At 59.3% G+C, this 14051-nt stretch carries 13 protein-coding genes and 1 pseudogene; 9 read left to right on the top strand and 5 right to left on the bottom strand.

Annotated elements, in window-relative coordinates; genetic code table 11:
- Positions 1–156: pseudogene (locus AC1DUP_RS19835) on the top strand (acetyl-CoA C-acetyltransferase); the annotation flags it as partial.
- A 65-nt stretch (positions 157–221) separates the two neighbouring features.
- A complete protein-coding gene (gene phbB / locus AC1DUP_RS19830) occupies positions 222–947 on the top strand; it encodes an acetoacetyl-CoA reductase (RefSeq protein WP_477833942.1) in 726 nt (241 codons plus the stop codon).
- A 143-nt stretch (positions 948–1090) separates the two neighbouring features.
- Here the strand turns inward: phbB and AC1DUP_RS19825 are convergent, their stop codons facing one another.
- From AC1DUP_RS19825 to AC1DUP_RS19815, 3 genes are all read right to left on the bottom strand, one after another.
- Positions 1091–1234: a hypothetical protein gene (locus tag AC1DUP_RS19825; RefSeq protein ID WP_477833940.1), complete on the bottom strand. Its 144-nt coding sequence runs from the start codon at positions 1232–1234 to the stop codon at positions 1091–1093.
- Positions 1235–1425: 191 nt separating this feature from the next.
- Positions 1426–1680, bottom strand: a complete 255-nt coding sequence (locus AC1DUP_RS19820) for a YMGG-like glycine zipper-containing protein (RefSeq protein WP_113299537.1) — start codon at positions 1678–1680, stop codon at positions 1426–1428.
- Between the two features lie 26 nt (positions 1681–1706).
- Positions 1707–1862 (bottom strand): DUF3309 family protein, encoded by a 156-nt coding sequence (locus AC1DUP_RS19815; RefSeq protein ID WP_007825451.1) that lies wholly within the window; start codon positions 1860–1862, stop codon positions 1707–1709.
- A gap of 860 nt (positions 1863–2722) precedes the next feature.
- On the opposite strand from AC1DUP_RS19815, the gene AC1DUP_RS19810 reads away from it, so the two are divergent.
- From AC1DUP_RS19810 to AC1DUP_RS19790, 5 genes are all read left to right on the top strand, one after another.
- Positions 2723–5863 (top strand): helicase-related protein, encoded by a 3141-nt coding sequence (locus AC1DUP_RS19810; RefSeq protein WP_477833938.1) that lies wholly within the window; start codon positions 2723–2725, stop codon positions 5861–5863.
- 2 nt (positions 5864–5865) lie between these two features.
- Complete coding sequence (locus tag AC1DUP_RS19805) at positions 5866–6270, top strand: RNA-binding S4 domain-containing protein (protein ID WP_113299539.1); 405 nt, start codon at positions 5866–5868, stop codon at positions 6268–6270.
- Positions 6271–6465: 195 nt separating this feature from the next.
- Positions 6466–6804 (top strand): ferredoxin FdxA, encoded by a 339-nt coding sequence (gene fdxA, locus AC1DUP_RS19800; RefSeq protein WP_113299653.1) that lies wholly within the window; start codon positions 6466–6468, stop codon positions 6802–6804.
- 398 nt (positions 6805–7202) lie between these two features.
- Complete coding sequence (locus AC1DUP_RS19795; RefSeq protein WP_113299540.1) at positions 7203–7775, top strand: CarD family transcriptional regulator; 573 nt, start codon at positions 7203–7205, stop codon at positions 7773–7775.
- A 380-nt stretch (positions 7776–8155) separates the two neighbouring features.
- On the top strand, positions 8156–9019 hold the full coding sequence (locus tag AC1DUP_RS19790) for an RNA polymerase factor sigma-32 (protein WP_113299541.1): 864 nt from the start codon (positions 8156–8158) through the stop codon (positions 9017–9019).
- Positions 9020–9071: 52 nt separating this feature from the next.
- Here AC1DUP_RS19790 and AC1DUP_RS19785 read toward each other — a convergent pair whose 3' ends face one another.
- Entirely contained in the window at positions 9072–10616 is a 1545-nt protein-coding gene (locus AC1DUP_RS19785; protein WP_113299654.1) for a M48 family metalloprotease, read from the bottom strand.
- 376 nt (positions 10617–10992) lie between these two features.
- On the bottom strand, positions 10993–12534 hold the full coding sequence (locus AC1DUP_RS19780) for an MDR family MFS transporter (protein ID WP_113312038.1): 1542 nt from the start codon (positions 12532–12534) through the stop codon (positions 10993–10995).
- A 116-nt stretch (positions 12535–12650) separates the two neighbouring features.
- Here AC1DUP_RS19780 and AC1DUP_RS19775 point away from each other — a divergent pair, with 116 nt between their 5' ends.
- The gene (locus AC1DUP_RS19775) at positions 12651–13181 is read left to right on the top strand and encodes a MarR family winged helix-turn-helix transcriptional regulator (RefSeq protein ID WP_477833934.1); all 531 of its coding nucleotides are present in this window, start codon (positions 12651–12653) and stop codon (positions 13179–13181) included.
- 93 nt (positions 13182–13274) lie between these two features.
- Positions 13275–13949 (top strand): OmpW/AlkL family protein, encoded by a 675-nt coding sequence (locus tag AC1DUP_RS19770; protein WP_477833932.1) that lies wholly within the window; start codon positions 13275–13277, stop codon positions 13947–13949.
- Positions 13950–14051: the final 102 nt, after the last annotated feature.

Below are 14051 nucleotides of genomic sequence, written 5' to 3'. Positions count from 1 at the left end.
GGCGCGATCGCCATCGGTCATCCGATCGGTGCGTCGGGCGCACGCGTCCTCAACACGCTGCTTTTCGAGATGAAGCGCCGCGGCGCCAGGAAAGGTCTTGCCACATTATGCATTGGCGGCGGCATGGGTGTCGCCATGTGCTTCGAGGCAATGTAAATAGCGTACAATGCATATTTTGAGGCCCGCCTCAGAGAGGGCTTACAACAACAGGGGAGCGGAACATGAGCAGAGTGGCTCTGGTCACCGGGGGTACGCGCGGCATTGGCGCAGCAATCTCGATGGCGCTAAAGAATGCCGGCTATAAGGTTGCCGCCAACTATGCCGGCAACGACGAAAAGGCCAAGGCATTTCACGATGTCACCGGCATTCCGGTCTTCAAGTGGGACGTGTCCGACTATGTCGCTTGCGGCGACGGTATCGCCAAGGTTCAGGCCGAGCTCGGCGCGATCGAAATTCTCATCAACAATGCCGGCATCACGCGCGATGCGATGTTCCACAAGATGACACCGCAGCAGTGGCATGAGGTGCTCAACACCAACCTCACCGGCCTCTTCAATATGACTCACCATGTCTGGGCCGGCATGCGCGACCGCGGCTTCGGCCGCATCGTCAATATCTCCTCCATCAACGGCCAGAAGGGCCAGATGGGACAGGTGAATTATTCAGCTGCCAAGGCCGGTGACCTCGGCTTCACCAAGGCGCTCGCTCAGGAAGGCGCCGTCAAGAACATCACCGTCAACGCCATCTGCCCCGGTTACATCGGCACGGAGATGGTGCTCGCCGTGCCGGAAAAGGTGCTGAATGAGAAGATTATTCCGCAAATCCCCGTGGGGCGACTCGGCGAACCCGAGGAGATCGGGCGCTGCGTCACCTTCCTCGTTTCCGACGATGCCGGTTTCATCACCGGTTCGACGCTGACTGCCAATGGCGGTCAGTTCTTCGTCTGAACCTGTTTCTTTTGGTTGTGGCGCAGTTGCTCCGGAAGTTGCCGGTGCCGTCATGGGGGTCGGCGAATGCGCTAGGCTGCAAAAGCCCTACGGACGGCGCTCAGATCGTCGCCGTCACGCGGTTTCCGGTTTCTTCGATTGTGTTAGGGGTTCGGATGATGCCGTCTGTTGGCCTTGACGGGCACCTTCTGGACGCGGTCCTGTCTGCGGAGGGCGGCGACCGTCGTCGTGAAAAAGGCTGCCGCGATCAGGACGGCGGCGGCGGAATTCAGCAGGATCTGGGCCATGGTAGCTTACCTTTCCATTCGCGGGCGGCATGTGCTTGCGCCGCCTCTTGAAAGGAATATGCGCTCGGCCTTGGCGGCGCGGTAGATTTGACTTCAGCGACCAATCGTCAACGGCGTGTTGACGACAAAAGCACGTAAGAAAAACGGGCGCAGAAGCGCCCGTTTAAAACTTCCGATGAACCGGGTGTCGATTAGCGGCAACGTGCTTCGTATCGGCGGCCGTAGCGGTCGCGATAGACGCAGTAGCCGCGACGCTCGACCGACTGGCCGATGAGAGCGCCGGTCAGACCGCCGGCGACTGCGCCGACTGCCGCGCCACCCCAGCTGTTGCTGACAGCGCCGCCGATGATAGCGCCCGTGCCGGCACCGATCGCCGTGCCCTGCTCCGTCGGGGTGCAGGAGGCGAGAGCGCCGATGAGCGCGCAGCTGAGAACAATCTTTTTCATGTCTAACTCCCCAGGTTACCGGCCTTTTAAATTCGGCCCATCAATACAAGAATGATGATGATGACGAGAACTAACCCTAAACCACCGGAAGGTCCATAGCCCCAGCCTCGGCTATAGCCCCAATTCGGCAAGGCGCCGACCAATAATAGAATAAGGATAATAAGAAGTATCGTGCCTAACATGGTGTTTGTCCTGACTCATCCTCATTTCGACTGGACTAGAAACACGCATCTTCGACTTTTGTTCCCGGCTAATCTCTCGGAATATCACGGCGCCGTTATCGATTGTTTCCCTGAAGCCGAGTTTAGCCGGCGCGCCAGATGCCAAGCCGGCAAAGAATTCTGCCGCCTTTTATCCGTATGGTTAAAAATTTGTTCAAATACAACAGCTTGTGGTGAACAAAGCGGGAAAACGGCGATGTCTCCGATTCGTCAGCGATTCGTTCCGGCTTTGATCAGCGCCGATCGTTGATCGGCTTGCGGGGGTGACCGTGTTAAGGCATCGTAAATTCTGCGTGGAAATGATTAACGTGATCTGGCGCTTCCGGCCGACTCTGCCGAATTGGCCAAACCGTATATTGGTAGTGGCGGCCAAACGCTCACAACATCTCGCCGTGAACGAAAAGGGAAAACCTCGATATCGGCGATTCGTCTCCGATTCGTTCCGGCTTTGGTCGAAGGGTTAATTTTAGATAGGATCTGTGGGTCTTTACAGTTCGGCAAGAAACGTTAATCGCGGGCGATGAAATCCATCTTCGGCCGAGTCCTCCGATTCAGCATCTAGTGTAAAAACGCGATTCAAAATCAATACTTAGCCGTGAACAAAAGCTGAATCAGCCGGAGTCAGCGATTCGTCTCCGATTCGTTCTCAGGCTGTTCCGAATCTTAAATCAAGGACTTAGCAGGGCCGCGATTTCGATGCCCAATCTGCGGTCTATTTCAAATCTGCCCTTGCGTTTAGAGCTTTGGCTGTCCATGTGTTCTGTGCCTTACCCGCAGGAGCCGACTTGACCCCGGGGCGCCCCGCCTCACTTGCATGGACCATGACCCTGACTTCGCAGCCGATGATACTGAGCGGGCGCGGCGTGACCGCGGTGCTCGGGCCGACCAATACCGGCAAGACCCATTACGCGATCGAGCGCATGGTGGCGCATGGCACTGGTGTCATCGGCCTGCCGCTTCGCCTGCTTGCGCGCGAAGTCTATACGCGCGTGGTGGAAAAGGTCGGCGCCCATAATGTGGCCTTGGTGACAGGCGAAGAAAAGATCTCGCCGCCGAATGCGCGTTTCTCCGTCTGCACGGTCGAGGCGATGCCGCGAGAAACCAAGGCTGCGTTTGTCGCCATTGACGAAGTCCAGCTTGCAGGCGACCTCGAGCGCGGCCATATTTTTACAGACCGCATCCTGCATCTGCGCGGCCGCGACGAGACGCTTCTGCTTGGTGCCGGCACCATGCGGCCGATCCTCCAGCAGCTTCTGCCGGGGATAACCGTCACCGAGCGGCCGCGGCTTTCCCACCTTCTCTATGCCGGGCAGAAGAAGATCACCCGGCTGCCGCAGCGCTCCGCAATCGTCGCCTTTTCGGCGGACGAGGTCTATGCGATCGCAGAGCTGATCCGGCGCCAGCGGGGCGGGGCAGCCGTCGTGCTCGGGGCGCTCAGCCCCCGCACCCGCAATGCGCAAGTGGCGCTCTATCAAGAAGGCGACGTCGAATATCTTGTCGCCACCGATGCGATCGGCATGGGTCTCAATCTCGATGTCGATCATGTGGCCTTCGCACAGGACCGCAAGTTCGACGGCTATCAGTTCCGCAATCTCAATCCTGGCGAACTCGGCCAGATTGCCGGACGCGCAGGACGTCATACACGCGACGGGACCTTCGGCGTAACCGGCCAGGTCTCGCCGTTCGACGAAGAGCTGGTGCAGCGCATCGAGGGCCATGAGTTCGACAACGTCAAGGTTCTGCAGTGGCGGACCAAGGATCTCGATTTTTCCTCGATACAATCCCTGCGGGCGAGCCTTGAAACAGGTCCTCGTGTACCCGGTCTGACGCGGGCGCTGCCTGCGGTCGACCAGCAGGCGCTCGAACATCTGTCGCGGTATCCGGAAATCGTCGATCTCGCAAACGCGCCGGCGCGCGTCGAAAAACTGTGGGAGGCTTGCGCTCTACCGGATTACCGGCGCATAACGCCAGCGCAACATGCCGATCTTATTTCTACCCTCTTTTCCGATCTTGTGCGCTATGGCACGGTGAACGAGCAGTTTTTAGCGGAGCAGGTTCACCGCTCCGATCGTACAGATGGGGAAATTGACACGCTTTCGGCGCGAATCGCGCAGATAAGAACCTGGACCTATGTTTCGAATCGGCCCGGTTGGCTTGCCGATCCGACACACTGGCAGGAAAAGACGCGGGAAATCGAAGATCGATTGTCCGATGCGTTACATGAAAGGTTGACGAAACGCTTTGTTGATCGCAGGACATCTGTGCTCATGAAGCGCCTGAGAGAGAATGCGATGCTGGAAGCTGAAATCAGTGTGAATGGCGATGTCTTTGTTGAAGGACATCATGTGGGGCAGTTGAGCGGGTTCCGTTTTACGCCTGTTGGTGGAACGGACGGACCGGACGCCAGGGCGGTTCAGGCTGCGTCCCAGAAGGCGCTCGCGCTTGAATTCGAAGCCCGCGCAGCACGCCTGCATGCCGCAGGCAATGCCGATCTGGCGATCGGTTCGGATGGCCTTGTGCGTTGGCTTGGCGACCCCGTCGGACGTCTTTCCGGCAGCGATCATGTGATGCGTCCGCGCGTCATCCTGCTTGCCGACGAGCAGCTTACGGGCAATGCGCGCGATCATGTCGCTGCCCGTATCGAGCGCTTCGTCAACCATCATATCAGCACGGTGCTGAAGCCGCTCGACGATCTGTCGCGCGCTGAAGACCTGCAGGGCCTTGCCAAGGGGCTTGCCTTCCAGCTCGTCGAGAATCTCGGCGTGCTCTTCCGCCGTGACGTGACGGAAGAGGTGAAATCTCTGGATCAGGATGCGCGCGCCTCCATGCGACGTTACGGCATCCGCTTCGGCGCCTACCACATCTTCGTACCGGCGCTTCTGAAGCCGGCACCGGCAGAGCTCATCACTCTGCTCTGGGCCCTGAAGAATGACGGGCTCGACAAGCCGGGTCATGGCGACCTCATTCCTGTGCTGGCCGCTGGCCGCACCTCTGTCGTCACCGATCCGAGCTTCGAGCGCATGTTCTATAAGCTCGCCGGCTTCCGTTTCCTCGGCAAGCGCGCGGTGCGTATCGATATCCTCGAGCGTCTGGCAGACCTTATCCGTCCGCTCCTGCAGTGGAAGCCGGGTCAGGCCAGCCGTCCGGAAGGCGCTTATGACGGTCGCCGCTTCACGACGACGACGGCGATGCTGTCCATTCTCGGCGCGACGCTGGAAGACATGGAAGAGATCCTCAAAGGTCTCGGCTATCGCGCCGACGCCGTGAAGGCCGAAGAGGCCGCTGCATTCCTTGCGACGCAAGACGTGGCATCGGCTCCTGCAGTGGCGACTGAGGCCGCGGCAGAGGAGGCTGGCGAAAAGGCCGATCATGACGACGCAGATGGCGCTGCGGAAGAAGTGCCCGCGGCCGAAGCCGCACCTGTGGCTGCGGAAACGCCTGCACCAGCCGAAGTTTCGACTGAAGCAGGCGAGACTGAAGCTGAGGCTGCAGAGCCGAAGCCGGTTCTCCTGTGGCGCCTCGGTGGCCGCAACGAAAACCAGCGCCAGGCGCGCGGTCATGGTGATCGTCGTGGCGGGCAGGGCGAACGACAGGGCCAAGGGCAGGGCCAGGAACGCGGCGACCGCAATCGCCGCCCTGGCGGCGGTGAAGGCGGCGAGGCCCGTGACGGCAATCGCCACAACAACCGTAACCGGGATGGTGGCAAAAGCGACGGCGGTAATCGCGACGCCGGTAATCGCGACGCCGGCAGGCCACAGCAGGCGCGCAACGACCGGAACGAACAGCGCGGCGACCGTCAGGACCGCGGTGACCGCAAGGATCGTGGCGACCGCAACAATAACAACCGCGGCAATTCGCAGCCGCTGCGCTTCGAGGCTAAGCCGCCGCGCAAGGAGAAGCCGATCGATCCGGATTCGCCCTTCGCCAAACTTGCAGCGCTCAAGGAGCAGATGAAGAAGTAATCATGGGTGGAGAGATACAGCCAGGAAGCGGTTCGCGCCAGCGCATCGACAAATGGCTGTTCTTCACACGCATGGTGAAATCACGCTCTCTGGCGCAGAGCCATATCCAGTCCGGTCATGTCAGCATCAATGGAGCGCGCTGTGCTCAGCCGAGTCAGATGGTGAAGTTTGGCGACCGCGTCGAGATCACGCTGGAGCGGCGAGGGGTCGTTCTTGTGGTCCGGCTGCCTGGAGACCGGCGGGGACCCTATGAGGAGGCGAGGCTGCTCTATGAGGATCTGTCGCCGCCTCCGGATGAGGCAAAACGCCTCACCCCTTACGAGCAGGCAATTCGCACCACGGGTTCAGGCAGGCCGACGAAAAAGGAACGGCGTGCAATCGACAGGCTGATGTCGGATGAGGATTAGAAAACTCTTCCTGCCGTCAGCTTTTCGAAGATCGTTTGTCCTTGAAATCCTGCTGCAAAGCCGATACGTCACACACAACCTGCCGGGTAGCGTGCTTGCCTCCCAAGCCTGCTCACGCTTTCTCCCCGGCTCAGGGGACAGGCGCGACGTTCCAGGTTGCCCGGCCCCGCCCGTATGGAAATCCTGGAGTTCTTCATGACCTATGTCGTGACTGACAATTGCATTCGCTGCAAATACACCGATTGTGTTGAAGTCTGCCCCGTCGACTGTTTCTACGAAGGCGAGAACTTCCTCGTCATTCATCCCGATGAATGCATCGATTGCGGCGTGTGCGAGCCGGAATGTCCGGCTGAGGCGATCAAGCCCGACACCGAACCGGGTCTCGACAAGTGGCTGAAGGTCAACGCCGAATATGCTGCTATCTGGCCGAATATCACGGTCAAGAAGGAGCCGATGCCGGAGGCCAAGGAGATGGACGGCGAGACCGGAAAATTCGAGAAATACTTCTCGGAAAAGCCCGGCAGCGGCGACTGAAATTTTCGAAGTGGAAGGCCATTGAAACCGGGTTCAGCGGCCGCTTAAACGTTTCAAATTACGCGTGAGTCACATGGGGGCTATGTGTTGCCCACATGACTCACGTTAAGCAAATTATTGATTTCCTCATATTTTTGTGATACGTTCACCACACTGTTCCATTTGTGGCATGACGCATGCCCAAAAACCATCACGAAAGTAAAACAAATCCGCACGCGGTTTCCGTGACATATCAGTAACTTGAGCTGTCGGATCCCAAGATCGCGCGCCAGGATATCTTTTGCTTCTGTCTGGTGGAACCAGAGTGAAGTCACCCGACGGATATAACCGTCTCATCCGGGCCTGACTGACCCGGCTCCGGCCGCCGCCGGAAGCGTAACAGGGAGTTTTTGATTAGAATGACCATCCAGCAGAAAAAACCTTCTACCGCACGTCACGGCTTCAAGACTGGTGAATCGATCGTGTACCCCGCGCACGGCGTCGGTACTATCACGGCTATCGAAGAGCAAGAAGTCGCCGGCATGAAGCTTGAACTTTTCGTCATCGATTTCGAAAAGGACAAGATGCGTCTGAAGGTTCCGGTCGCGAAGGCCATGAGCATCGGCATGCGCAAGCTTTCCGAAACCGACTTCGTCGAGCGCGCCCTCAAGGTCGTGCAGGGCAAGGCTCGCGTCAAGCGCACCATGTGGTCGCGCCGCGCCCAGGAATACGATGCCAAGATCAATTCCGGCGACCTGATTTCCATCGCAGAAGTCGTTCGCGATCTCTACCGCGCTGAAAACCAGCCGGAGCAGTCCTATTCCGAGCGTCAGCTCTATGAAGCTGCCCTCGATCGCATGGCTCGCGAAATCGCTGCTGTCAACAAGATGTCTGAAACCGAAGCCGTTCGCCTCGTCGAGACCAATCTCAACAAGGGTCCGAAGCGTGGCAAGGCAATCGAGGAAGATGACTCGCAGGATGAAGCCGCTTAACAGCGCATTGTTTTTGCTGATAAAAAAACCCGGCCTTTGTGCCGGGTTTTTTATTGGAACTTTTTCGCCGCCACGACGTTCATACACAGTGATGCGGACTTAACCGGAGCCCATGAAGCTCGGTTTGACTTCCGCCTAAGCTGTGAGTGTTCGATGAGGAGCGGGTCATGATTTCCAGAATTTGCCTTTCCGGCAATCTCAAGAAACCGATCCAATCCAGCCGCTTCAGCGGCATGTTATGAGAGATAGGGCCTCCTCCTGAAAAGTCCAGGAGCGAGGCCCTCATGCATTCAGGACCTTAGTTTACTCCGGCGCAGCGATGTTCCGGAAACAATGTTTGCTTGTTCATTTTTGGGCCGTGGCCTGTTTAGGAGAGCGATATGAAGAACATGTCTGCAGATCGGCGCATGATCAAAATAGCAATGGCGGCTCCCTATCTCGCCCGCGAAGAAGAACATAATCTTGCTATCCGCTGGAAGGACCATGACGATCGTGGCGCCCGCAATCAGATCGCCATGGCACACATGCGCCTCGTCATTTCCATGGCAGGCAAATTCCGCAATTTCGGACTGCCGATGAGCGATCTCGTACAGGAGGGCTATGTCGGGCTTCTGGAGGCTGCGGCTCGTTTCGAACCTGCTCGCGATGTGCGCTTTTCCACTTATGCAAGCTGGTGGATCCGGGCCTCGATCCAGGACTATATTCTGCGCAACTGGTCGATCGTGCGCGGCGGTACGAGTTCCGCTCAGAAAGCGCTGTTCTTCAATCTGCGGCGCTTGCGTGCCAAGCTCGCCAAGGGCGACACGCAGCTGACGCTGCAATCCATCCATCAGGAAATCGCCGCTGCCCTCGGTGTCAGCCTTGCCGACGTGCAGACCATGGATGCGCGCCTGTCCGGTAATGACGCCTCGCTGCAGGCGCCCTCCGTCTCGGGCGATGCCGACAGTGCGGAAAAGATGGATTTCCTCGTCAGCGACGAGCCGCTACCGGATGAGCAGGTCTCCAACATGATCGACGGCGAACGCCGCCGCATTTGGCTTGCATCGGCGCTCAAGCATCTCAACGAACGCGAAATGAAGATCATAAGCGCGCGGCGCCTTGCCGAAGACGGAGCGACACTTGAAGAGCTCGGTGCCGACCTCGGCATTTCCAAGGAGCGCGTGCGCCAGATTGAAAGCCGGGCGATGGAAAAGCTTCGTACTGCGCTCGTGAGCGCCGACCCGCATATGGCAGCCTATGCCTGACAGGAATTACTCCCCAGCAGCACAGACTAGCCCGGTGTAAGCCGGGCTTTTTTCATTCGGCGATGATCTTCACGCGGTCGCCGGGAGAAACGGCAGCACCCGTCGGCAGGGCATTGATCAGCTTGAACAGATCGAGCTTCCGATCGGTACCCATCATGCGGGAGGCAAGTGTCGTGATGTTGTCGCCGGGGCGGACTGTGACCACCCGCACGCGCAGGGGTTTCAGCGAGGCAGCTTCCTGCGGCGTCATTCGGCGGAAGCTGGCACGCAGGACGTCTGCGGTCGGCTCCAGCGAAGGGCTGCCCTTCGGCACGGCCGTCAGGAAGCGGAATATCTGGTTGTTGTTTCTGATGACCGTGACATCGAAATCCCAGCGGTCGGCCGTGGCTCGGGCGGTCGCAGCTTCCATGCCGTTGACGTTGATCGGCCGGATGCTCGATGGATCGAGACCGGTAACCCAGCCGCTGGAAATGTAATTCGTCAGGCTCTGATTCTGGTTATCAGCGACACCGTCGAAACGAACGGCGATGTCGTTCGGCCCGGTGGCCATGACCGCCTCGACTTTGTTGTCGATATTGAAGTCCGGGGGAACATCGAAGCGGATGCCGAGGCCGCCATGCAGGAAGGTCTGGCCGCGCACATAGCCCTCTTCCGGGCTGTCTCCATAGAGAAGGCCATCGATGCCGTCGAGATAATAATCGCGGCCCTTGTCGCCGACCGAGCCTTCCTGGCCGAAAGCGCGGGCATGACTGCGCGCAAGCTCGATGCGCTGGGCGGAATTCGGATGGCTCGACAGGAAGTCCAGGCTCTGGTCGGCTTCCGGATCGACCGACATGAAGCGGCTGTAGGCGGCCATGGAATCGAGGAAACGGGCGGCGGCATAAGGATCGTAGCCGGCTTCGCCGAGCATGCGTACGCCGATGACGTCGGCCTGCAGTTCTTGCTGACGGGAGAAGGCGGCGAGGCGCAGCTTGCCGCGGGCAAGCGCCTGCTTGCCGGCTATATCGCTCGACAGAACTTCAGCCACAACGCGGCTGGCAATGACTTCCGCCTCTTCGCGCTTCTGGCGCTCGATGCCGTGGTTTGCAGTGACGTGGCCCATCTCGTGCGAGAGTACGGCCGCGACTTCCGAGGCGTCGTTGGCGAGCGCGAGCAGGCCGCGGGTGACATAAAGGTAACCGCCCGGCAGCGCGAAGGCATTGATGGCGGGCGAATTCAGGATAGTGATCCGGTAGGACTGGCTCGGATTTTCCGACACGGCCGTCAGCGCGCCAGCGATGCGGGCGACGAGGCGCTCGGTTCGGGCGTCCTTATATTCGCCGCCATAGCTCGCAACGATGCGCGGATGCTCGCGGGCGCCCATGGCCGCGCGCGGGTCGTTTTTCTGCACTTCGTCGACGATCTGTGGATTGGACGAAGGGCCGACGGTCGGCTGATAGGATTGTTCGATCAACGACTCGCAGCCGTTCAGCATCACGACGCAGGCCGAAAGCAGCAGGATACGGCGCGCCCAACGGCGCGGCGCAACAAAGGCATCACTGGAAAGCGCGGGCGATTTCCACGTCGTCATGCTGTCCAGTCTGTCTCTCCGCATCATTTTAAGTCGCCGGTCTGCCGCATCTTCGGGCCGGCCGTTGCCAGGAAAATTCAATAGGCTTCCGCCTCGGTTCTCGCGCTGCACAATCGGCCGATCCAAGTCTTTGCTTTAGCCGATTTCCGCGTGGGTTGCATAGCGAGACTCCATCTAAATATGGCGCCGTTGCATTTCGGCAATGCCTCACCTGTCGAGGCACTTTCTCGCTCCGATGAAATTATGGCGAAAGTCCCATCGCAAGTGCAGATTCCGACTGCATTACGGAAAAAATCAGTCACTACGGCGACCGATGCGGGCAACAATAACGTCCGCGCGAAGAATGCAATTAATGGTAGTTCTGCCGAACTGAAAAGAAGAGGCGCCGCGCCGCACGCCTATATCATTCTGCGGCTTCGGCGGCGACGCTGGCCTGGCCGGTCTTCGGTTCGCCGGCGCGGGGCAGCTGCACCGGCTTGAGCATGATGGCGGCAGCCAGGCCGATCAGGGCAATTCCGCAGGAGGTCATGAACAGCGGCGAGAAAGCTGCGGCATAAGCGTTCGCGACTGCCTGACGGCTGGCTTCGGGAAGTGCCGCCATCATTTTCGGCGTCAGCTCTTCGATATTGGGCACGCCCGGGATGGAGGAACCAAGCTTCCCCAGCTGCGATGCAATGATTGCACCATAGATGGAGATGGCAATCGACGCTCCGCCCATGCGCGACAGGGTGACCGAGCCGGTTGCGGCACCCACATCGCGGGCCGGCGCTGCATTCTGTACGCCGATGACCGGAACCTGCTGGGCAAGGCCGATACCGATGCCGTGCAGCAGCATGATCGCGCCGATGATGGCGATCGGTGTGCCGGCATGGACCTGCGAGATCAGTGCGAAAGCGATGGCGCTGCACGTGAGGCTGGCAATGGCGAAGGGCTTGTAGCGGCCGGTCTTCGAAATGATGCGACCGGCATTCAGGGAGCCGCAGACGAGGCCGCCTGTCAGCAGGATGAAGAGCAGGCCGGCGCCGGATGGCGAAAGGCCTGTCGTCGTCTGCAGGAACAGCGCGAGGTAGTTGACCATGCCGATGGCGATCGCGCCGCCCATGATCGAGATCACCAGCAGCAGGCTGAAGGTGGAATTGCGGAAAAGCGGCAAGGGGACGATCGGCTCCGGTGCGCGGCGCTCGACAAAAACCCAGGTTATGGCGCAAACGACACCGAAGGCGACGATGCCGATGCTCTGCGGCGAGATCAACGCGCCGAAAAGCTCGCTGCTGTCGGTCGCAAGTACGATGCTGGTCGTCGTCAGCGCCAGCAGAAGCGCACCGGCATAATCGATCTTCGGACGGCGATGCGGCTTGCGATAGGGCAGCATGAAGGCGAGGCCGGTAAGCACGATGAAACCGATCGGCACGTTGACGAGGAAGATCGAGCGCCAGCCGAAGAGATCGCTCATCGTGCCGCCGAGGACCGGGCCGATGGCGCCGGAAGCCATCAGCACGAGGCTGGAATAGCTCTGGTAGCGGGCGCGTTCGCGCGGCTCGAAGAGGTCGGCGTTGACGGCGAAGATCGAAACCATGATGCCGCCACCGCCGAAACCCTGCAGCACGCGGGCGGCAATCAGCGTGTTCATCGAGACGGCGAGGCCGCAGACGGCGGAGCCGACCGTGAAGATCGCGATCGCCGTCATCATCACATATTTACGGCCAAAGAGATCGCCGAGCTTCCCATACAGCGGCATGACCGCGCTCAGCGCCAGCAGATAGGCCGAACCGATCCAGCCGAAGCGGTCCAGATGACCGAACTCGCCGACGATGGTAGGCAATGCGGTGGAGACGATCTGATTATCCAGGGTCGCCATGAACATGGCGGTCATCAAGAAGAAGAAGAGGATGAGCCGCCGACGAGGATCCGTCACGAGCGGCGCGGGGGCAAGTTGCATGTCCATGGGAAGGCCAATTTCGTTACGTAGATGCTTTATGTGCTAATAGCATATATTTGTCAATCGCACATTATTGACATTGGCATATTTTACTTTCGTTCCCGGTCTGTTATGGTTCCGTCATGAACGAGACCCTGACCAAGACAAGAAGAATGACGGAGCTTGATGATCCTCCCACGGACAGCGTGCCGCGCATCGGCCGCACCATGACGCGCATGCGAATGATGACGGGCCGCCGGTTGATCGGTCGGCTGGCGATCCAGAGCGTGGCACCGGATCTGGAGCTCTCGCATCTCGACGTACTCGATGCCGTGCGCCGCGCACAGGAAAACGGCGAGGTGACGGTCGGCGCAATTGCCGAGATTTTGCGCATCGATCCGTCGAGGGCGAGCCGCGTCGTGTCTGATATGGTTGGCCGCAACGTCCTGCGCCGTGAGGCTTCGCAGGCGGATGCACGGCGTATCGTCGTTGTCATGACTCCGCTCGGGAAGAATCTGCTGGCAGAAATCCGGGCGCAGAAGCTCGCCTTCGTGTCCGAGGTCGTGCGGGACTGGCCGCAGGAAGAAATCGACACTTTCTCGCTGCTGTTCGAGAAATTCATCGGCGGTTATGAGGCGATCTTCCTATCCCGCGACAAGGATACGCCCGGCTGACGAAAATAGTCCCAGCGTTTGATCTCGCTCAAGCCGACCCATCCAAGGCAGGCCTAAGTCTCTCCCCGTTCGACGACATCAGGAGAGATTCACATGAAACATCATCCGCTTCGGTTGAGAGGTATTTTTGCCGCAATCGTCTTTGCATCCTTCGGGCATGCGGCCTTTTCCGCCGACATGGCGCCTTCTGCAGGCTCGCCCGTCGCTACGCAAAGCCCGTGGCAGGTGCGTCTTCGCGCCCTTGGCGTGATCACGCGCGATAATGGCTCGGTGGACGGCATTTCCGGATCCGGTCTCTCTTATTCGGACACGGTGGTTCCGGAAGCGGATATCTCCTATTTCTTCACCGACAATATTTCCGCGGAGCTCATTCTCGGCACGACCTATGCCAATGTGCGTGGTGAAGGCTCGATTGCCGGCTTGGGCGAAATCGGCAAGACGTGGCTTCTGCCGCCAACGCTGACGCTGCAATATCATTTCACCGATTTCGGTGCCTTCCAGCCCTATCTCGGTGCAGGCGTGAATTACACGGTCTTCTACAATCAGTCCGGCAAGAGCGCCGACAGCGTCGACGTGAAGAATACATTCGGCGTCGCGCTGCAGGCGGGTTTCGACTACATGTTCGATGAGCATTGGGGTGCGAACCTGGATGTGAAGAAGATCTTCCTGCGTCCGGATTTCGATGCGACCGTCGGCGGTGCCAATGTCAGCGGCAAGGCGAAACTTGATCCCTGGCTGATCGGCGCCGGTGTAACTTACCGCTTCTAAGCATTTGATTGACGCAATTCCGGTCGCAAACCGCTGCACACTTTTGCGGGAATTGCTCTGAGGGAAAGGCACCGGATATCCGGCGCCTCTTCCCCTTCACCC

It is taken from the genome of Rhizobium sp. 01L419, assembly GCF_056400025.1.
The sequence above is the reverse complement of the archived record's forward strand: the minus strand, read 5'-3'. Positions and strand labels throughout refer to the sequence as shown.